This window comes from Bacillota bacterium (assembly GCA_040757205.1).
Classification (GTDB): domain Bacteria; phylum Bacillota; class Desulfotomaculia; order Desulfotomaculales; family Desulforudaceae; genus Desulforudis.
This window is the reverse complement of sequence record JBFLXL010000003.1, coordinates 126,963-145,455: the sequence shown is the minus strand read 5'-3', so window position 1 is coordinate 145,455 and position 18,493 is coordinate 126,963. Positions and strand designations below refer to the sequence as shown.

Annotated in this window: 21 protein-coding genes and 3 tRNA genes; 7 read left to right on the top strand and 17 right to left on the bottom strand. The window is 61.7% G+C overall.

Annotated elements, in window-relative coordinates:
• Nucleotides 1-16 precede the first annotated feature (16 nt).
• The 3 genes from AB1402_03615 to AB1402_03605 are packed head-to-tail and all read right to left on the bottom strand — an operon-like array spanning nt 17 to nt 3,676.
• Complete coding sequence (locus tag AB1402_03615) at nt 17-1,066, bottom strand: chemotaxis response regulator protein-glutamate methylesterase (GenBank protein ID MEW6540690.1); 1,050 nt, start codon at nt 1,064-1,066, stop codon at nt 17-19.
• Entirely contained in the window at nt 1,053-3,164 is a 2,112-nt protein-coding gene (locus AB1402_03610) for a chemotaxis protein CheA (protein MEW6540689.1), read from the bottom strand. Before AB1402_03610 ends, AB1402_03615 begins: the two co-directional genes overlap by 14 nt.
• An 11-nt stretch (nt 3,165-3,175) precedes the next feature.
• A complete protein-coding gene (locus tag AB1402_03605; protein MEW6540688.1) occupies nt 3,176-3,676 on the bottom strand; it encodes a chemotaxis protein CheW in 501 nt (166 codons plus the stop codon).
• Nucleotides 3,677-3,879: 203 nt separating this feature from the next.
• On the opposite strand from AB1402_03605, the gene AB1402_03600 reads away from it, so the two are divergent.
• The 3 genes from AB1402_03600 (at nt 3,880) to AB1402_03590 (ending at nt 5,867) form a co-directional block, all read left to right on the top strand.
• Nucleotides 3,880-4,797 (top strand): MotA/TolQ/ExbB proton channel family protein, encoded by a 918-nt coding sequence (locus AB1402_03600; GenBank protein ID MEW6540687.1) that lies wholly within the window; start codon nt 3,880-3,882, stop codon nt 4,795-4,797.
• The gene (locus AB1402_03595; GenBank protein MEW6540686.1) at nt 4,781-5,560 is read left to right on the top strand and encodes a flagellar motor protein MotB; all 780 of its coding nucleotides are present in this window, start codon (nt 4,781-4,783) and stop codon (nt 5,558-5,560) included. Before AB1402_03600 ends, AB1402_03595 begins: the two co-directional genes overlap by 17 nt.
• A 232-nt stretch (nt 5,561-5,792) precedes the next feature.
• A tRNA-Val gene (locus AB1402_03590) sits at nt 5,793-5,867 on the top strand.
• Nucleotides 5,868-6,040: 173 nt separating this feature from the next.
• Here the strand turns inward: AB1402_03590 and AB1402_03585 are convergent.
• The 3 genes from AB1402_03585 to AB1402_03575 all read right to left on the bottom strand — a co-directional run bounded on the left by AB1402_03585 (nt 6,041) and on the right by AB1402_03575 (nt 7,866).
• Nucleotides 6,041-6,799, bottom strand: coding sequence for a SagB/ThcOx family dehydrogenase (locus AB1402_03585; GenBank protein ID MEW6540685.1), 759 nt, complete (start codon nt 6,797-6,799; stop codon nt 6,041-6,043).
• Nucleotides 6,800-6,880: 81 nt separating this feature from the next.
• Nucleotides 6,881-7,378 carry a CBS domain-containing protein gene (locus AB1402_03580; protein ID MEW6540684.1) on the bottom strand — a complete coding sequence of 166 codons (498 nt, stop codon included), beginning with the start codon at nt 7,376-7,378 and terminating at the stop codon, nt 6,881-6,883.
• A gap of 125 nt (nt 7,379-7,503) precedes the next feature.
• Nucleotides 7,504-7,866 carry a hypothetical protein gene (locus tag AB1402_03575; GenBank protein MEW6540683.1) on the bottom strand — a complete coding sequence of 121 codons (363 nt, stop codon included), beginning with the start codon at nt 7,864-7,866 and terminating at the stop codon, nt 7,504-7,506.
• 333 nt (nt 7,867-8,199) lie between these two features.
• Here AB1402_03575 and AB1402_03570 point away from each other — a divergent pair, with 333 nt between their 5' ends.
• From AB1402_03570 to AB1402_03560, 3 genes are all read left to right on the top strand, one after another.
• A complete protein-coding gene (locus tag AB1402_03570) occupies nt 8,200-8,715 on the top strand; it encodes an inorganic diphosphatase (GenBank protein ID MEW6540682.1) in 516 nt (171 codons plus the stop codon).
• Nucleotides 8,716-8,851: 136 nt separating this feature from the next.
• Nucleotides 8,852-9,964: a fructose-1,6-bisphosphate aldolase/phosphatase gene (gene fbp / locus AB1402_03565; GenBank protein ID MEW6540681.1), complete on the top strand. Its 1,113-nt coding sequence runs from the start codon at nt 8,852-8,854 to the stop codon at nt 9,962-9,964.
• Between the two features lie 136 nt (nt 9,965-10,100).
• Nucleotides 10,101-10,346, top strand: a complete 246-nt coding sequence (locus AB1402_03560; GenBank protein ID MEW6540680.1) for a hypothetical protein — start codon at nt 10,101-10,103, stop codon at nt 10,344-10,346.
• 106 nt (nt 10,347-10,452) lie between these two features.
• Here AB1402_03560 and rnhA read toward each other — a convergent pair whose 3' ends face one another.
• The 3 genes from rnhA to AB1402_03545 form a co-directional block, all read right to left on the bottom strand.
• Nucleotides 10,453-10,896 carry a ribonuclease HI gene (gene rnhA / locus AB1402_03555; protein MEW6540679.1) on the bottom strand — a complete coding sequence of 148 codons (444 nt, stop codon included), beginning with the start codon at nt 10,894-10,896 and terminating at the stop codon, nt 10,453-10,455.
• Nucleotides 10,893-11,240: an EscU/YscU/HrcU family type III secretion system export apparatus switch protein gene (locus AB1402_03550; GenBank protein MEW6540678.1), complete on the bottom strand. Its 348-nt coding sequence runs from the start codon at nt 11,238-11,240 to the stop codon at nt 10,893-10,895. The genes rnhA and AB1402_03550 overlap by 4 nt, the downstream gene beginning before the upstream one ends.
• Before the next feature lie 96 nt (nt 11,241-11,336).
• The gene (locus AB1402_03545; protein ID MEW6540677.1) at nt 11,337-12,284 is read right to left on the bottom strand and encodes a hypothetical protein; all 948 of its coding nucleotides are present in this window, start codon (nt 12,282-12,284) and stop codon (nt 11,337-11,339) included.
• Nucleotides 12,285-12,525: 241 nt separating this feature from the next.
• Here AB1402_03545 and AB1402_03540 point away from each other — a divergent pair, with 241 nt between their 5' ends.
• Nucleotides 12,526-12,690, top strand: a complete 165-nt coding sequence (locus AB1402_03540; protein ID MEW6540676.1) for a hypothetical protein — start codon at nt 12,526-12,528, stop codon at nt 12,688-12,690.
• A 213-nt stretch (nt 12,691-12,903) separates the two neighbouring features.
• Here AB1402_03540 and AB1402_03535 read toward each other — a convergent pair.
• The 8 genes from AB1402_03535 to AB1402_03500 form a co-directional block, all read right to left on the bottom strand.
• Nucleotides 12,904-12,978 (bottom strand) — tRNA-Thr (locus AB1402_03535).
• 110 nt (nt 12,979-13,088) lie between these two features.
• Nucleotides 13,089-13,490 carry a hypothetical protein gene (locus AB1402_03530; GenBank protein ID MEW6540675.1) on the bottom strand — a complete coding sequence of 134 codons (402 nt, stop codon included), beginning with the start codon at nt 13,488-13,490 and terminating at the stop codon, nt 13,089-13,091.
• A 106-nt stretch (nt 13,491-13,596) separates the two neighbouring features.
• Nucleotides 13,597-16,110, bottom strand: coding sequence for a leucine--tRNA ligase (gene leuS, locus AB1402_03525; protein ID MEW6540674.1), 2,514 nt, complete (start codon nt 16,108-16,110; stop codon nt 13,597-13,599).
• 171 nt (nt 16,111-16,281) lie between these two features.
• Nucleotides 16,282-16,356, bottom strand: a tRNA-Ala gene (locus AB1402_03520).
• Between the two features lie 117 nt (nt 16,357-16,473).
• Nucleotides 16,474-16,830, bottom strand: a complete 357-nt coding sequence (gene rsfS / locus AB1402_03515) for a ribosome silencing factor (protein ID MEW6540673.1) — start codon at nt 16,828-16,830, stop codon at nt 16,474-16,476.
• 51 nt (nt 16,831-16,881) lie between these two features.
• Nucleotides 16,882-17,151: an RNA-binding protein gene (locus tag AB1402_03510; protein ID MEW6540672.1), complete on the bottom strand. Its 270-nt coding sequence runs from the start codon at nt 17,149-17,151 to the stop codon at nt 16,882-16,884.
• A 58-nt stretch (nt 17,152-17,209) separates the two neighbouring features.
• Complete coding sequence (nadD, locus tag AB1402_03505; GenBank protein MEW6540671.1) at nt 17,210-17,809, bottom strand: nicotinate-nucleotide adenylyltransferase; 600 nt, start codon at nt 17,807-17,809, stop codon at nt 17,210-17,212.
• Between the two features lie 157 nt (nt 17,810-17,966).
• Nucleotides 17,967-18,485, bottom strand: coding sequence for an HIT domain-containing protein (locus AB1402_03500; protein ID MEW6540670.1), 519 nt, complete (start codon nt 18,483-18,485; stop codon nt 17,967-17,969).
• Between the last annotated feature and the right edge of the window lie 8 nt (nt 18,486-18,493).

The following is an 18,493-nucleotide window of genomic DNA, read 5'->3' as shown; positions in this document are numbered from 1 at the left end:
CGAAACTGGAGCAACTTTAGAGCTTTCCCATGATTTCGGCGGCAATCTGTGAAAGTGGCAGCACCCGGCGGGCGGAACCGTTCTCCACGGCAGCCCGGGGCATGCCGTACACCACGCAGCTACTCTCGTCCTGGGCGATGGTATAGCCGTTCTTTTTGCGGATGGCCAACATTCCGTCGGCGCCGTCGCGCCCCATTCCGGTGAGGAGGACCCCCATCACCCGGTGGCCGTATACGGCCGCCGCCCTGCTCATAACTACGTCCACGGAAGGGCGGAAGGTCCCCGGCGCCAGCGGGGTGTTGTCTTCAGTCACAACGGCGCGTACGCCGTCCGCATCGGTCCGAAAACCAAAGACCTTGCCGGCCGGGGCGATGAGCACCCGGCCGGGCAACACCGGGTCGCCGTCCCGGGCGTGCCGGACCTCCAGCAGGCAGATGGCGTTCAGGTGTTCGGCGAGTGAAGCTGTGAACCCGACGGGCATGTGCTGCACGACAACCACCGTAGCCGGCAGTTCCGCCGGGAACCCGGACAGGAGAACGCGGAGAGCGTTGGGCCCTCCGGTCGAACAGCCGATGACCACCAGGTCGGTCTTTCTCTTCGGCGTCCGGGACGCGACCGGCGCGTGAAGTGCTTTGCCCCGTGCCGGCGCCACCTGGATCAGGGAGCTTTTGACCGAGGCACCCACGGCGGCGGCGATTTTTGCCGAGAGTTCGGATATAATTGCGGGCATTTCGGCCGTACCGGCCGGTTTAGGTACAAAGTCGACCGCCCCGAAAGCCAGGGCCTCGATGGTCGCCCTGCTGCCGGCCTGGGTGTGGGCACTCAGCATTATCACCGGCACCGGATGTTTGGCCATGAGTTCGCGCAGGGTACTCAGGCCGTCCAGGACCGGCATTTCCACATCCATGACCACCACGTCGGGCCGGAGCGCAGGAATCTTCTGCAGGGCCTGTTGCCCGTTCATAGCGGTGCCCAAGACCTCGAATCCCGCTTCGCGCAGCCGCCTCCCGATCACGGTCCGGACGACCGCCGAGTCGTCGACCAGGAAAACCTTAACCGGCGGCATACACTCTGCATTGGTGGGCGTGAATGCCTGTGATTTCCGCAAGAAGCGCCCGCACGTCCACGATGAGGGCCACCTTCCCGTCCCCGAGAATGGTCGCCCCGGAGATCCCGGGTATCCGCCCCAGGAAATCCCCCAGGGACTTGATTACGATCTCCTGCTCCCCGACGAGGCGGTCCACCACAACGCCGACACGGTTCTGCCCCGTGCCGATGACCACCATGTAGAGCTTCTCCGCCGTGCCGGTCTCCCGCTGCCGGAACAGACGGCCCAGGCGGACCAGGGACAATACCTCGCCGCGGACCACCACGACCTCGCTGTCTCTGATCATACGGATCGCCGCCGGGTCCAAATGGATGGTTTCGACCACGTTGCTCAGCGGAAAGGCGTACACGTGGGAGTCCAGGCCGACCATCAGTGCGCGGATGATCGCCAGGGTCAGCGGCAGCTTGATGCTTATGGCGGTACCCTGCCCCGGAGTGCTGCGCATCTCCACCACACCGTTAATCTGCTCGATCTGGCTTTTTACCACGTCCATGCCCACACCCCGGCCGGAAACATCACTGACATTGGCCGCGGTGGAAAAGCCGGCGTAAAAGATCAGGTTCATCGCCTCCTGGTCGCTCAAGCGCTCCAGGGTCGTTTCGTCAAAGAGCTGCATCTGCCGGGCCTTGGCACGCAGTTGGTCCGGATCAACGCCCCGTCCGTCGTCCTCAACAATGATCACAATGTGGTTCTCCTGGTGGAACGCCCGCAGGGTGAGGGTGCCCGCGCGCGGCTTGCCGGCCGCGAGCCGCTCCTCAGGCATCTCCAACCCGTGATCCACAGCGTTCCGGATCAGGTGCAGCAGGGGGTCGCTGATGATTTCAATTACGTTCCGGTCCAGCTCGGTGTCCCGGCCCTCGATGACCAGGTCCACCTCTTTGCCCAACTTATGGGCCAGATCCCGGATCATCCGCGGAAAACGGTTGAACACTTGGGCGATCGGAAGCATCCGGGCCTTCATAATCTCTTCCTGGAGATCACTGGTGATCTGACCCAGGTGGTTGGAGATTTCGTTCAGGGTGTCGATCATTTCCTCGGAACGATATTTCAACTCCATGAGGTCCGCGAAACGCTCCAGCCTGGTCCGCTCGATCACCAGTTCGCCGACCAGGTTCATTAGGCTGTCCAGTTTCCGGACGTCGATCCGGACGGTACGGACGGCCTTCTTGTGGTCGTTCAATGAATCCGCTTGCTTTACGGGGAAATCCGGAACGGGGCCGGCCGGAGCGAGCGTCCCTCCCGGAGCCGGCGCGGCCGCGGCTTGGCCGGCACCCACCTCGTCCAAGGCGGTGACCGGTACCACGGTCACAGCGTTCACTTCGGCGATGAGCGTCAGAATGCCCCGCAGCCGGTCCGCGTCTTCCTCGGAGACCGCCAGCAACTCAAATCCCGCACCAAAGCCGCCCTGCTCCAGTTCATCGACCGGCGGTTCGGACCAGATCACCTGCACCCCGGCCTTCTCCAGCGTCTGAAACACCAGAAAGGCGCGCACCGATTTCATCCGGCAGTCGGGATCAATGTCCACCCGGACGCGGTAGGCGCCGTATCCCTGGTCCGCCGCTTCCCGGATCACGTCCGAAACGGCGTCCGAGAACGCCGTTTCGGCGGTCTCTTCCGGACCGGCCGCCGGGCAAAAGCCGGCCGTGCCGCGCCCATCGCCCCCGGTCCCCGCCTGCTCCCGAAATCCCCGCAGCTTTTCCACCACGGGGCCGATGTCGACTGTCCGGCCTGTTTCCCCGGTCCCGGTGACTTCGTCACGCAACATCTTCAGCGTGTCCAGGGACTCCAACAGCACGTCCACCATGTGGGGCGTACTGCGCACCCGGCCGTCCCGCAACAGGGAAAAGAGGTTTTCCATCTCGTGGGTGAGGGACGACATGTGGTTGTATCCCAGGATCCCGGAAGAACCCTTTACGGTGTGCGCCGCCCGGAAAATCTCCTGAATGGTCTCGGGGTTGTCCCCGTCCCGCTCCAGCGCCAGAAAACCGTCGTTCAGTATCTCTATCTTCTCTTCCAGTTCGTCCAGAAAGACCTGGATTTCCTCGGACGAAAACATGCCGACCCTCCTCAGGCGGACTTCTCAGCCAGCTCCATCTTCGACTGCCGCAGCCGCGCTTGGTCTTTCTCGGCCAGAATCTTCTCCAGATCGAGCAAGATGATCAGGCGTTCCCGCCACAGGGCGATTCCACGCAGGTAGGCCGCGTCCGCGCCGGCCACCATCGGCGGCGGCGGCTCAATGTCGGCTCGGGAGATACGCAGGACTTCGGAGACGGCATCCACCACCACACCGATGGTTATGCCTCCCATCTCCACGATGATGATGCGGCTGTTGGCGGTGGATTCGGCCGGAGGCATGCCGAAACGTTTGCGGAGATCGATCACCGGGATGATGCTCCCGCGCAGTTTGATCACCCCCTCCACGAACGAGGGTGCCTTCGGTACCCGGGTGATCACTTCCATGCGGATAATCTCAAAAACCTGGGCGATATCCACACCGTAGGTTTGACCGGCCAGTTGGAAAACCACCAATTGTTCTTCTCCCTTTCTGGCAGACCGGGTGTCAATCATTGGTGTCCGCCTCCTCGGATTGAAAGTGCACCGGTGCGTCTGTCGCAAGCCGATAGTGCTAAGGGTTTAATCGGCCGCCCGGAGATTAAACTTGAGTGCGCTTCTAAAAACAGGCCGCGAATTCAGGCCGGGGAAAATTATTGCGGGCATGTCTTGGGTAAGCCGTCAGGAGTGCCGATAATTAGTAACGGGAAAGTTGCCGCGTGACGGCAGCATTCTCGATTTGTGCCTTCCCGGAGGCAGGAATCCGGGGGTCTTTCGTTAAGAAAGAAGAATTTGACCTTCTCTTCGTAATCTCGGCAAAATTGGGGGCGATTCGCATCGATCCGACCACCTTGCTCGGCATTATCGCGGCTCTAGCTTTCGTAGTCCTCAGTTTCATCCTGAAAGACGGGCACCTCTCCTCCTTGATCGTTCCGGCGGCGATGGCCGTCGTTTTTGGATGCACGTTAAGCGCCTCCATCGCCACTCTCAGGAAAGTGGACATCCCGGACGTGTTCCGGAGCCTGCGCATGCTGGTCCAGCAAAGGGCCAAGAGCCCGACGGAGATGATCGAGGAAATCGTGTCGCTGGCCGAGAAGGCACGGCGTGAGGGGCTCCTCTACCTGGAAAACTACCTGGAGGGCGTGGAGGATCCTTTCCTGCGCAAGGGTCTGCAACTGGTGATTGACGGCGCCGAACCGGAGGTGGTCAAGGGGGTGCTGGAAACCGAACTGTACGCCCTGGAGGAGCGGCACCGGGTGGCGCACGAGTTCTTCGAAACCGCCGGGGCCTTCGCCCCGACCATGGGTATCGCCGGGGCGATTTTGGGCCTCATCGTCGCCCTCGGGAACATCCAGGAGCCGGACAAGCTCGGCCCGGCCATCGCCTCCGCCTTCGTGGCCACCCTGTACGGGGTGGTGTTCGCCTACCTGATCTGCTTCCCCATCGCCACCAAACTCAAGACCCTCACGTCGAAGGAGGTAATGCTGCGCCTGCTGGTTCAGGAAGGGGTAATCGCGCTCCAGTCCGGAAACAACCCCATTATCATCCGGGAGCGCCTGAACGCTTTTCTGAACCCGAACACCCGCACGTCGTCCAAGAAGAGTGTGGAGGAGGAAACCAGTGAAGCGGCCGGGTAAACACGGGGGCGGCGGACACGGAGGGGGGCGTGAACGGTGGGCGGTGCCGTACGCGGACTTCGTCACCGTGCTCCTCTGTTTTTTTATTGTCATGTACAGCTTGAGCAGCGTGGACGCCCACAAATTCGCGGCCCTGGCCCGCTCGCTCCATCACGCTCTGGGCGGGAGGGGCAGCGTGCTCATTGAGGCGCCGGACGCTTCACTCGGTCCTCAGGAGCAGTTCCCGATGGAATTGGACAAAGGTTTCGTCGAGGCCGGCGATACCACTTTTTTGGCGCAGATTGCCCCGGTCCAAAAGCAGGTGCAGGAACTTATGGAGGAGGCCGGGTTGACTGCTAATATTGAGATGAGAACTGAGGAAAGGGGCCTGGTGATCAGCGTGCAGGACACCGTGCTGTTTGCCACCGGTTCCGCGGACCTCACTCCCACCGCCCGGGAAATCATGGGCAAGCTGGGCCTGATCCTGCTCCAGACCCCGAACTACATCCGGATCGAAGGCCATACGGACAACGTGCCGATCAACACGCCGCGTTTCCCCTCCAACTGGGAACTCTCGGTCGCCCGTTCCACCAGCGTGGTCCAGTACCTGATCGCCCGGCACAACTTCCCCCCCGGGCGCCTGTCGGCCACCGGGTACGGCGAATACCGGCCGAAGGACACGAACGACACGCCCCGCGGGCGGCAGAAAAACCGCCGGGTGGACTTCGTGGTGCTGAGCAGCACCTACGAAAAAACCGAGCCCCAACGGGCACTGGAACGTTAGTCTCACTTGCCGGCAAATAGCGCTCCAAAGGAACGAAACCACCGGTAGATTCGGTCTTCACTTCTTTAGACCCGCCGTCCCGACGCAAATGGTCTATGAAGCCGAAACGCTTTTCCCTTCTGCAAACGGCCCTGCCAGGCGGGCTTCCGAAAAAGAACTTCCGGGAGGCAGCGCCGCAGCGCCGGCCTCGCTCTTGCGTGCCGGGCCGATTCGTGTTACAATGTTTATGCACGGGCGCGTAGCTCAGGGGGAGAGCGCTTGACTCACATTCAAGAGGCCGCAGGTTCGACACCTGCCGCGCCCACCAGTAATATTAAGGCTTTCAGCCTTTCATAATCGTCTTACACGGGGACTCTTGCCAACAGCCGCTAACGCTGGGGCGGGGGAGGTCTCCTTTTTTTTTGCCAGCGTTATTTAAAACTATGCCGGGTACACCCGGCACCGGATGGCTGGCCGAAGTGGAGCTGTACTTGGATGCAGTCAATTAACGTAACCGACCGGCATCACAGACAACGGTTCGTGCTTTCGGGGAAGATTCAGCACCTCGGCCACCTCGTCGTCCCTAAAGGCACCGATCACAACCGTTCCCAACCCCAGGGCTTCGGCCTGCAGGTGCAGGTTTTGCCCCACGTGACCGGCCTCCATCTGCGCATACCTGATTCCCCGCTCCCCGTACCGGCCGGTTATCCGGCCGTATTCGGCCGTGATAACGATTGAAACCGGGGCCGGCGCAATGAACGCCTGTCCCAAGCAGGCCCCGGCCAATTGCCGGCGTATATCTGCCGCCGTGCGCAAACTCACCGCATGCTCCCGGGGCCGGTAATGATAGACCCCCGCTTCCAGCCCCTCGACCAGCCCGGCCACAACGTAGATGTCCAGGGGATACTGGGCGCCGGCACTCGGCGCAGCCCGGCGAAACCTTTGGGCTGGATCCGGATGGAGATCGGTGATGCCCTGAGCGGCCCAAAGTAGTTGGGACAATTGCTTCATCTCCAGGGGAGCCGGCCGAAAGTTCCTTTCGGATCTTCGACCCTTTATCGCCGCCTCCACGGACACCGCCCCATCCAGCGCGGGTGCCGGCAAGAAAATCTGCGCGCCCGGATTCACCGGCGCCCGGTCCGGTTCAGCCTCTTCCCCGGCTTCGCAACCGGCCGTCGACAGGGCGGCCAAGCCCAGTCCTACTCCGGCCGCCACATAGATAAACTCCCGTCTCGAAACCTTCTCTTGAAATTGGCCCATGCGCCGCAAGCCCCCCCAGTGAATTTTTGCAGCAGTCAATCCTTCCAGGCAGTGAAATCATACCATATCCCGGCGCTCCGGTTATCCTTGAGGCAGGCTGCCGGACGCGTGTTTCCGTTTTGGCAGGTCAAAAGCGCACCGCAGGAGATCCTTCCAAGTGACAATGCCTTTGATTGTCCGATCGGGGCAAAGGACCGGAAGGCAGGAGATTTTGTTGGCCAACATCAGCTCGGCGGCTTGCCTGACCGTCATATCTTCGGTGGCGGTAATCAGGTTTCGGGTCATGATGTGGTGCGCTTTCTTTTTCAGTGTGTTTTGGTCACGGTCTTGCTCCGACAGAGTCCCAATGAAGCAGCTGACATTGCGGTACACGTCGCGGTCCGAGACGATTCCAACAAATGCCCCGGTTTCAGGGCTTACAACCAACACATGGTGAAACCCGGCGTGCTTGAAGATTTCCAAGATTACCCCGATTGGATCATCCATTGATACGGTGACCACTCTGGTGGTCATAATATCTCTTATAGCAGTGTTTATCATTAGACCGCGCCCTTTCTTCGCAATCTTTACCGCGTCCACCTGCGTCTTTTGCTTAGGATATCAGGATATTATTATCCAATCTAGGGCATTGCGCGGTTTAAAGTCAACTTATTGTTTGAGATGGCATAGCTTCCAAGGCTGTCTTCCGAAGAGAAAGATCATCCTCAGTCGAGCTTGACGCCGCGCTGCCGCAGTTCCTCGAGCTTGCGGCCGGAGCAGTCGGTGCAGCGAAACTCCGGGTGTTTGTCCCGGGTTTTGTCGTAGTTTTTGGTGCGCACCAGGCGAAAGCCACGGGCTACCAGGCCGCAGTCCGCGCAGGCCACTTTCTCGCGGATCTCCCATTGGGGGGCCAGGACGGGCGAGGTGAAGATGAACTTGTCGACCCAGAAGAAAATCAGGCCGCCGATTAGATTGGCGATGACCGTGGCGAAGGTCACGTGAAAGTCACTCAACCAGAGCAGCACCACGGCCAGTACCGGCGTGGACAGCTGCCAACGCAGCAGATACAGCGCATAACGTTTGAACACGCTCCCACCTCCCGCATCAATTGTATGCGCCGTGGCCGCACCCCGCAACTTATGTCTATACCCTCGCGGCGCAAAATGCCGGCGTGGCCGCACCCCGCAACATGCTTTTTCTACGGGCTGTTTTGAATGTCCCGCTTCCGTGATCCGACCGAGTCACTTGCCGAATTGAATTGAACGCCCCATCGCCGGGACTGGTACCAGGTGGTACCGCTGAAAATGAATCGGGAAGTCTGGAGAATTGAATTGAATTGAATTGAATAGAACCCCCTATCGCCGGGACTGGTACGGGCGGCGCGGCCGGGGCAAGCTAGGGGCGGAGGTGACTCGCGAGAAATGTCCATCCCCTACACTGAACCGCCCCTACAGGTTGAGGTGACCATCGAGATCCCCAGGGGCAGCTCCAACAAGTACGAATATGACCGGCGGCGGGGGGTCATGCGCTTGGACCGGGTGCTGTACTCGCCGGTGCACTATCCCACCGACTACGGGTTCATCCCCAACACTCTGGCCGAGGACGGTGATGAACTCGACGTGATGGTCATGATTTCCACAGCCACCTTCCCGGGCTGCCTGGTGGAGGCCCGCGTGCTGGGCGCCCTGGAAATGGCTGACGAGAAGGGTCGGGACGTCAAAATCCTGGCGGCGGCGGCGCGGGACCCGCGCATGGACCGGTTCCGCACGCTCGCGGACGTGGACCGCCACCGCCTCCGGGAAATCGAGTACTTTTTTACCATCTACAAGGATTTGGAGCATAAGCAAACCCTCGTCCGCGGCTGGCGGGACCTGGACTTCGCCCGCAACGTCGTTTTCCACGCCCGCCGCCCGTATACGGCGCCCACGGTCAAATAGCCCGGCCCGTAGCCCGGCCTGCGGCGGCAAACGGCGAAAGCACGAGGGAATTTCAGGTGGCATTCTAAAGGATATTCCAACGTAACGTAGAAATAGTATGGTCAGACTTGAGCACAAGATGCAGGGGGAGGAAAACATGGACAAGACGGTCACACTCTCCGTAATCAAAGCGGACGTTGGTGGATTTGTGGGACATTCCGGGGTCCACCCGGAGTTGCTGGAAAAGGCCAAAGGCATTCTGTCGGGCAGCCCGCTCTTAATAGACTTTCATGTGACCCACGTCGGTGACGATATCAACTTGGTGCTCACACACGAGCGGGGACGGAACAACGGTGAGATTCACCAGTTGGCGTGGGACACTTTCGTGGCCTGCACCGAGGTCGCCAAGAAACTCAAGCTCTACGGGGCCGGCCAGGACCTTCTGGGCGACGCTTTCTCCGGCAACATCAAGGGACTGGGCCCCGGGGTGGCGGAAATCGAGGTCGTGGAGCGCAAGAGTGAGCCGGTCGTGGTCCTCATGGCTGACAAGACCGAGCCCGGCGCCTGGAACCTGCCGCTCTACAAGATCTTCGCCGATCCGTTCAACACCATCGGCCTCGTGATCGACCCGAACATGCACGGCGGCTTCAACTTCGAAGTGCGTGACCTCATCGCCCACAAGAAAATCATTTTCTCCGCACCCGAGGACCTCTACGACATGCTGGTCTTCATCGGCGCGCCCGGGCGTTACGCGATCAAGCGGATTTTCCACAAGGCCAGCGGTCAGATTGCGGCGTCGTCAAGCACCCAGCGGCTGAACCTGATGGCCGGGCGTTACGTGGGCAAGGACGACCCGGTGTGCATCATCCGTTGCCAGAGCGGGTTCCCGGCGGTGGGCGAAGTGTTGGAGCCGTTCGCCCGCCCGCACCTCGTTTCAGGGTGGATGCGGGGCTCGCACAGCGGGCCGCTGATGCCCGTTTCGGTCGCCAAATCCTGCCCGACCCGGTTCGACGGCCCGCCGCGCGTGGTAGCGCTGGGCTTCCAACTGGCGCAGGGCAAGTTGATCGGCCCGCAGGACATGTTCGACGACCCGGCCTTCGACCGGGCGCGGGCCTTGTGCAACGAAATCGCCGATTATATGCGGAGCCTCGGTCCCTTCGAGCCGCACCGGCTGCCCCTGGACGAGATGGAGTACACGACAATGCCGCTGGTGATGGCGAAGCTGAAGGACCGGTTTATAGACCTCAGGATGGCCAAGGCCAAGAAGTGACCCGGGCAGGCAAACCCGAGAACGGCAAAGCCCGCCCGCTGCGGGGCGGGCTTTTTCCTGTCCGGCCCCCGTTTTGCTCGGGTTTCGCCGCCAGCTTTGCCGTATTTATTGGTTCTTGAGAAAGGAAGTCCTGGTGATGATCAAGATACCGTTGTTGGAGATCAACCGGATGGTGGAGGAGACGCTGGAACGCGAGCAGGCCAGGCACCGAAACGGCGTGATCGCGCTGTCACGCCTGGAACTCTTTGTGTTTGACAACTTCGAGGTCGAGGTGATGTTCGACCTGGCCCCCGGCTCGCCGGACATCAGCGCCCAGTTCACCCGGGAAATCGAGGACGGAATCTACCGCCTGATACACGGCACCAGCTATACGGGCAACTAGACGGACGGATTGGTGGTCGGTGGTCGGTGGTCGGTGGGGACTCGACCGACGACTGACGACCGACCACTGACGACCGATCAGACGGGTCAGCCAGCCAGGCGCTGCTTCAGCGGCCGCAGGGGGGAATAGCCCCCCGGGCCAGGGCGTCGGCGCGGTCATTCAACTCGTCACCGGCGTGCCCCTTGATCTTCCGGAAGGTGACCCGGTGCCGCCGGGCGAGACGCAGCAGTTCAGCCCAAAGGTCCCGGTTCAGAACAGGCTGTTTCTTGGCGTTCACCCAGCCGTTTTGTTCCCAGCGTTCGTACCACCGGTCCCGGAAGCAATTCACCAGGTAAGCCGAGTCACTGAAGAGGGTGACCAGGTGCGGGTTTTCCCCCAGCGCCTGCAACGCCCTGATCGCCGCCAGAAGTTCCATTCGTTGGTTGGTGGTCTTCGGATCCGACCCGGTCAGTTCCCGGCGGGCGTCCCCCTCGAGAATCACGGCGGCCCAGCCTCCGGGTCCCGGGTTCCCGGAACAGGCTCCGTCGGTGTAAATCACCACTTCATTCATCGTCGGCCACTCCCCGTTCCGGCCTTTTGCCTCTCATCCCCGCCCGGCGGCTGCCGGTCCTCAAGGTAATATACCCAGGCGATTACTTGCGCCACCACTTGGTACAACTCCGCCGGGATTTCACGGTCAAGGCCCAGACCGGCCAACGTCCAGGCCAACTGCGGATCCCGGTACACCGGTACACCGGACGACCGCGCCACTTCTTCAATCCGGACCGCAAACAGGCCCTTGCCCACGGCCACCACCCGGGGAACGGCGTCGGGCCCGTCCTGGTAGTCAAGTGCCGCCGCCACCCGGGGCTTGGCCGGGCCCTGCGCATCGCCGGAGTTCCGTTCCCGCTCCACAATCTCACACCTTCACTTTTTGGATCACACCCGGATGTCCGCCGCCTGTTGCGCTGACCGGCGACACATCCGGGCCGCACACCTCCACTTCCGGGATCACACCCGGATGTCCAGGGGCACGTACACGGGGCTGACGAAGCCCGCCAGCAGCTCCGCCACGCAACTCACCCGGCGGACCTCCACCGTTATCGGCCGTACCGGATATCCCAAGCCGGCCAACCGTTCTTCCAGCAGCCCCACCGCCTCCTGAAACCGGCCGGCCCACCGGGCCTCAGGCGTGATCAACCGCCCGCCCAATCCGGTATGGTCCATTTCGAGGCCCACCCAGAACTCACCAAAGAAGCTGGACCGCAGATGGAGTACGACCCTTGCGCCGGCCTCCGGTTCCGGCCCGTCACCGGGGAAGACCAGGTACACTTGGCCCTGCAGACGCTCCCCGCCGTTTAAGGCATAAGCCTGCACCGCATCCCGCCCGGTCCCCGAGCGGCCTTGGTTCAGCAGTTCCTGCCCGTCCGGGTCCGGATTCCAGTCCAGAATGTAAGCCAGGACTTTGGCCAGGGCTCCCTGGCTTAAAGGCAACTCCAGCGTCTGCAGCCAGGCCAAAACCGGCCATAGCTCCTTGCCGCCGTATTGGGGCAGGTCACGCCCCACCGCCAGGAGCCTAAAGACCAGTTCCCGGTCCACGGGCAACCGCCGGCGCAATAACTCCCGGAGCAGCGCCTCTGTGTCCGCCCCGGGCGAAAGACCAAGCGCCAGCAGCAACTCCTTCCCGGACGGACCGGAACTCCCGGCCTCCAGCGGGGCCAGGTGCCGGACCGTGACCTGCTCGGACTGCACCTTTTCCACCATCGCCCAAAAACGCTCCCCAGGCCGGACCGGAAGAACACCGGCCGCCCGGAAAAGCCGGCCGTCCAGGCTGACGATCGCCCCGTTCAATCCCGGCTCCACCAGTTGCAACCGGACAACCTGTCCGGGGGCCAGTTCCCGGAACTGGTGCGGCCCGCCGCCACCGCCGTCCGCCGCCGGCCCAACAGGGTATAACATCCCGCGCCCACCCTCGCATACTGCTAACTGGTTTTTATTCGCGCCGGATCCAGGCTTTCCCTTTGACTCCCCTGAAAATCCCCTCTCCCTCTGGGAGAGGGTCAGGGTGAGGGGTATTTTTTTCATCCTTCTGCTGGCGCCGCTAGAGCGGCATGGGTGTCTGTTTTATCCAATTGTTTTGTCGGCATCAGATATCCGTTTGCCGGGCACGCTAACACAAACCTGAAGGGAGTGGGCGACGTTGAAGGGTGACATGACCAGTAAAGCGGTAATGGGACTCGGCGTCGGTGCTTCGACCCTCGGACGCCTCATCGGCGGACGTTTGGGGGCGATGATCCTGGGTTTTGGACTGGCACACATCTTCCTGGGCGCGCTTGACAGGTGGCGCCCGAATGTGCGGTTCTAGGCCGCGGCCCGGCCCGCTCGGGCCCGGCTTATCTGCCGTTTGCCTGGTTGTCTGGTTGGTTGACACACCTCCGCTGATATTACCTGCGTTGGGCTAACCACCAGAGGTCTTTTGGATGCCGTTAGGCGACTAACCACAAGGGCCGCTTCTCAGGCACGTCTTCCACGCAAAAACCTCCGGAAACAAGCAGTCCGGAGGCTTGGCTTCTTTTTCTGGAGCTGGTGGTCGGATTTGAACCGACGGCCTGCTGATTACGAATCAGCTGCTCTGCCGCTGAGCTACACCAGCCCGGAAGTCTTCAAGAGGCAACGACTCTTATTTTAGCAAGAATCGCGTAATTGTCAAGATGGCCCGGTTGCTTGGCCCGGCGGTACATTGCCGCCGGGCGGTTTTGGGGGTTATTCCGCTGCGGGCTGCTTGTGTTCCAGGGTTGCGAGCACTTCTCTTCCCCGGTTGGTCAATTCCCATGTGATTCCGTCAGTGGCGGCCAGCCCCAGGCGGGACAGAGCTTCCAGTTCCCGGCGGGCTACGAACTCACCGGGACTGTCCAGAAACCCGGCCGGTACGCGGGCCAATTCTTCAGGTGCCAGCCGGAGACCATAGGCGATGTCGCCCTCGTCCGCTTCGCCGACGAGGGTTAGGAACACCAGGATATCGAGCTGCCGGGGCGTCAGGGCGCCGGAAGACTCGGCTTCGGGGTCCGGGACGCAGTCTTTGGATGGCGGCGGCTCAAGGTGGTCTGCCGACTTCGCATCGCCCGGAGTTTGAGTGTCCTCGCGCCATGCGTTGTCTTCATCCATTGTTACAACGACCTCCCGCCGGCTCTCAGTGAAAAAGGTGAAAAAGCTGTCAGACACCTGCCTTTTCGCCCCGATTTGGCGGGCGTGAGCGTACGCACGCTCCACGTTAACGGAGGACGATGTTGACGAGCTTGCCGGGCACGGGAATAACCTTGACGATCTCCTTGCCCGCCACCAGCGCCCGCACCCGGGACTGTTCCAGTACGGTGTCCCGCATCGCTTCCGGCGTGATGTCCGCCGCGACCATCAACCGGTCGCGCACCTTCCCGTTGACCTGAACCACGATCTCCACCTGGTCCTCGACCAGAAGCTCCGGGTCGTACTCCGGCCAGGGCTCCCGGTGGATGCTCTCCGGGTGTCCGGTGCGCGCCCACAGCTCGTCGGCCAGGAACGGGGCGAACGGCGCCAGCAGGAGGAGCAACCGCTCCACCGCCTCCCGCATGACGGCCGGATCCCGGTTTACCGGCGCCACCCGGTCGCGGAAGTGGTGCATGCCGTTCACTAATTCCATCGCCGCGCTGATGGCCGTGTTGAAGTTGAAACGGGTTTCGATGTCCTCGGTGACTTTCTTGATGGTCTGGTGGGTCAGCCGGCGCATGCTCCGGTTCACCCCGACCAGGTTGGCCGGCGGCTCGGGCCGAGCCCCCCGGATCTCGCCGGCCACCGAATTCACCAGCCGCCAGACCCGCTGCAGGAAGCGGTAGCAGCCCTCCACGCCCTGGTCGGACCACTCCAGGTCCCGCTCGGGCGGGGCGGCGAACAGCACGAACAGCCTGGTGGTGTCTGCTCCGTAGCGGTTCAGGATATCTTCCGGGCTGACCACGTTCCCCTTGGACTTGGACATCTTGGCCCCGTCCTTTAAGACCATGCCCTGGGTCAGCAGGTTGGTGAACGGTTCCTGGACCTTGACCAGGCCCAGGTCGTACAGCACCTTGGTGAAAAAACGCGAATACATCAAGTGCAGGATGGCGTGCTCCACCCCGCCGATGTACTGGTCCACCGGCAGCCAGCGGTCAACCCGCTCGAGCCCCCACGGTCCGTTTTCCTCCCGGGGGCTGGTGAAACGGAAGTAGTACCAGGATGAACACATGAAGGTGTCCATGGTGTCGGTCTCCCGCCGGGCCGGACCGCCGCACGCGGGGCAGCCGGTGTTTACGAATTCCGGCGACTCGGTCAGGGGCGAGCGCCGGGTACCGGCACCGCCGGCACCGCCGGCACCGCCGGTCAGCTTTTTTGCCACGTCCTCGGGCAACAGCACCGGGAGCGATTCCTCGGGCACCGGCACCGCCCCGCACCCCTCGCAGTACACGATCGGAATCGGCGCTCCCCAGTACCGCTGGCGGGAGATCAGCCAGTCGCGCAGGCGGTACTGCACCTGGAACCGGGCCGCACCCCGCGACTCCAGGTGCCGGGTGATGGCCGGGATCGCCTCCGCGTTCGCCATGCGGTCAAAACCCGGGGTGTTCACCAGGCGCCCCGGACCGGTGTAGGCTTCGGTCATAGTGTCCCCGTCCAAAACATCTCCCTCCGGCTGGATGACCACCCGGACCGGGAGGCCGTATTTGCGGGCGAATTCAAAATCCCGCTGGTCGTGCGCCGGCACGCCCATCACGCAGCCGGTCCCGTATTCCATGAGCACGTAGTTGGCCACGAACACCGGCACCTGCTCCCCGGTGAGGGGGTTTGTGCAGTAAGCGCCGGTGAAAAGGCCCTCTTTTTCGTGTTCGCCGGCCGTGCGGTCCAGTTCGCTTAAACTCCGCGCCCGCTCGGTGAAGGCTTGCACCGCCGCCCGGTACTCGGGCGTGGTCACCCGCAGCGCCAGCGGGTGCTCGGGGGCGATGGTCATGTAGGTCACCCCGCCCAGCGTGTCCGGGCGGGTGGTGAAGACCCGGATCGCATCGTCCGTTCCGGCCAGCGGGAAGGCAATTTCGGCGCCGGTGCTGCGGCCGATCCAGTTCTCCTGCATGACCTTCACCTTCTCGGGCCAGCCCGGGAGTTTCGCCAGGTCTTTCAGGAGGCGGTCGGCGTAGGCGGTGATCCGGAAGAACCACTGCTCCAATTCGCGCCGCTCGACGGTGGTCTTGCACCGCTCGCAATCCCCGGCCACCACTTGCTCGTTGGCCAGCACCGTGACGCACGAGGGGCACCAGTTGACCGGCGCCTTGGCCTTGTAAGCCAGGCGTGAGCGGTAGAACTGCAGGAAAAGCCACTGCGTCCACCGGTAGTACCCCGGGTGGCAAGTGGCAAACTCCCGGCGCCAATCGTAACTCACACCCAGCAGCTTAAGCTGTGTGCGCATCGCGTTGATGTTGTCCCGGGTCCACCTGGCCGGGGGCACGCCGTGTTGAATGGCCGCGTTCTCCGCCGGCAGCCCGAAGGCGTCCCAGCCCATGGGGTGCAAAACGTCGTAGCCGCGCATGGTCTTGAACCGCGCCACCACGTCGCCGATGGCGTAGTTGCGCACGTGCCCCATGTGCAGGTTGCCCGAGGGGTAGGGGAACATCTCCAGGCAGTAATACTTGGGACGGCCGGAGAAGTCCGGCACGTGATGTATGCCCTCGGTTTCCCACCTGCGGCGCAGTTTCTCTTCAATGTCGGCGAAAATGTACTTCTCTTCCACCTGGAACGAACCTCCGTTGGGATAGAATATTCTCCCTGTATTCTACCTTTCGTATTCCGACTCCTGTATCTCGGTCTCCATATATCAAAAAGGCGTTCCCGTATGGACGCGCCTTCAAATGAAAAAGCCCCCATCCCGGCCAGGATGAGAGGCTTCAAGTCTTTTTCGTAATGGTGGAGCTGGCGGGGATTGAACCCGCGGCCTCTACCATGCCAAGGTAGCGCGCTCCCACTGCGCCACAGCCCCATCACAGACACCAGTATAAGACAAAGCAGTACAAAAGTCAACCGCGTTGGATTTTTCGGAACGCCTCAACCCGGACCATTCAGATGTATAAAACAAACAATACGAAGGTCATCCGTGTTAGAGCCCAGCCGGCAAATGGACGACCGGTGCGTCCCCCCAGAGGCGTTCCAAGTTGTAAAAGTCCCGCTCGCTCTGCGTGAAGACATGTACCACAACGTCCCCATAGTCCAGCAGGACCCAGAGACCTTCCCGGTATCCTTCCGACCGGGGTGCCTTTGCGCCCAGTTCGCCAAGCTTCTCCCGGATGTGATCGGCGATGGCCTTGACATGGGTGGTGGAACGGCCGCTGACCAGCACGAAGTAGTCGCTCAATATCGTGAGACCACTGATATCAAGAACCAGTATGTCGTCGCCTCTTTTTTCCCCCGCCGCCCGCACCGCCGTTTCAACCAAGGTCCGGGGACTCAACGACATGCCATTCCTCCTCGGCAGGTGGTCTTGCAAGGCCGCAGCGGGTTCTAGGCCCTAGAAGCGTCTTTCATTGTTATCATCTCTGGCACGGGCTTCGTTCACCGTGATGATCCGGCCGCCGAACTCGGTTCCGTTCATGGCGTTGATCATCGTCTCGACATCCTCGTCCTTGACCTCCACAAAGCCGAAGCCACGGGAGCGGCCCGTCTGCCGGTCGGTGATGATGCGACTGGAAACCACTTCGCCGTAAGCTCCGAAAGCCTCATCCAGGTCTTCGGCCTTCGTGCCCCAGGGCAGATTACCTACGTACAGGGTACGCACCAATATTCTCACCTCACTTTGCTCCATATTATTTGCAAAAGGATGTCTCCTGATGCAATCCTTATCGATAAAGACCGTTGTTCAAAACGTACTCTTCGACGCTTTCCGGCAGCAGGTACTTGATCGGTCTCCCCTCGCTCACCCGGCGCCGGATGTCGGAGGATGAAATCGCCAGGGCCGGCACCTCAAACGCCGTGATCCGCTCCGCCAAGGAGGCCGGCAACAGCCTGAGCCTTGCCGCAAGGTTTTCCAGGTTGTGCCCCGGCCGCGTGGCGGCGATGAAACGGCATCTCGCCAGCAATTCCGGAAACCGGTGCCAGGACAGAAGTTCCAGTACCGCGTCGGCGCCGGTGATAAAGTAGGTGGCGTCCGGGTGGTACACGTCCTGCAATTCCCGGATCGTGTCGTACGTATACGAAAGACCCGGCCGTTTTATTTCCAGATCCGATACTTCGAAAAAGGGGTTTGAAGCGATGGCCAGGGCCGTAACGGCCAGGCGGTGTTCGGAACCGGAGATCGGGCGGTCCCTTTTATGCGGGGGCCGCCCGGCAGGAACAAAGATCACTTTGTCCAACCGGTATTCGTAACGGACACCCTCGGCCACCACCAGGTGACCGTAATGAACGGGATCGAAGGTCCCGCCCATCACTCCCAACTTCATACTCGATACCTCGAACCGGATTGGGTTGGGACAATTATAATGGTTGATCCCGGAAAATGCAAGCGTTTTCGATGTTTGGGGCGTCCGAGGTTATTATAGCACCTCTAGGGGCTGTCGCGGATCTGCCTCAGCGCACTCCGCAACCGATCAACCTCGCTTATTGGCCCCCCTCCCTCGCTTCTGTTTCCTCCAGGGCGGCGCGCAGTTTCCGGTAGGAGTCGTCGAGCGCCTCGGAGATCACCTTGACGTCCCCGAGCACCGGCATAAAGTTCGTATCCCCGTTCCACCGCGGCACAATGTGTATATGGAAGTGCCCCGGGATGCCGGCGCCGGCCACGCGGCCCACGTTGATCCCGATGTTGAACCCGTCCGGTTGGAAGGCCCGGCGCAAAATCTCCACCATCCACCGCGTCACTTCGAACAGTTCCAGCATCTCCTGGGCGGCCAGTTCCTCGATGTCGGGCGCGTGCCGCTTGGGAGCGACGAGCAAATGGCCGTTGTTGTAGGGGAAGAGGTTCAGGATGACAAAGCAGTTCCCGGTCCGGGTGAGAAGGTAGTTCGAAGCGTCCCGCTCCGGATCGTCGTGCAGTTTCTGGCAGAAGATACACTCCGGGTTGGGGTCTTTCGCCGCCCCGGTCACGTACCGGCTCCGCCACGGCGCCCACAGTTTATCCAATAAGTCGA

Excerpts from the sequence above, each read along its gene's own strand:
- AB1402_03545 (MEW6540677.1), bottom strand. The coding sequence starts at position 12,284 with ATGTTATACCCTGTTGGGCCGGCGGCGGACGGCGGTGGCGGCGGGCCG.
- AB1402_03570 (MEW6540682.1), top strand. The coding sequence starts at position 8,200 with ATGTCCATCCCCTACACTGAACCGCCCCTACAGGTTGAGGTGACCATC.
- rsfS (MEW6540673.1), bottom strand. The coding sequence starts at position 16,830 with ATGTCGTTGAGTCCCCGGACCTTGGTTGAAACGGCGGTGCGGGCGGCG.
- nadD (MEW6540671.1), bottom strand. The coding sequence starts at position 17,809 with ATGAAGTTGGGAGTGATGGGCGGGACCTTCGATCCCGTTCATTACGGT.
- fbp (MEW6540681.1), top strand. The coding sequence starts at position 8,852 with ATGGACAAGACGGTCACACTCTCCGTAATCAAAGCGGACGTTGGTGGA.
- AB1402_03605 (MEW6540688.1), bottom strand. The coding sequence starts at position 3,676 with ATGATTGACACCCGGTCTGCCAGAAAGGGAGAAGAACAATTGGTGGTT.
- rnhA (MEW6540679.1), bottom strand. The coding sequence starts at position 10,896 with ATGAATGAAGTGGTGATTTACACCGACGGAGCCTGTTCCGGGAACCCG.
- AB1402_03560 (MEW6540680.1), top strand. The coding sequence starts at position 10,101 with ATGATCAAGATACCGTTGTTGGAGATCAACCGGATGGTGGAGGAGACG.
- AB1402_03610 (MEW6540689.1), bottom strand. The coding sequence starts at position 3,164 with ATGTTTTCGTCCGAGGAAATCCAGGTCTTTCTGGACGAACTGGAAGAG.
- AB1402_03585 (MEW6540685.1), bottom strand. The coding sequence starts at position 6,799 with ATGGGCCAATTTCAAGAGAAGGTTTCGAGACGGGAGTTTATCTATGTG.
- AB1402_03530 (MEW6540675.1), bottom strand. The coding sequence starts at position 13,490 with ATGGATGAAGACAACGCATGGCGCGAGGACACTCAAACTCCGGGCGAT.
- AB1402_03615 (MEW6540690.1), bottom strand. The coding sequence starts at position 1,066 with ATGCCGCCGGTTAAGGTTTTCCTGGTCGACGACTCGGCGGTCGTCCGG.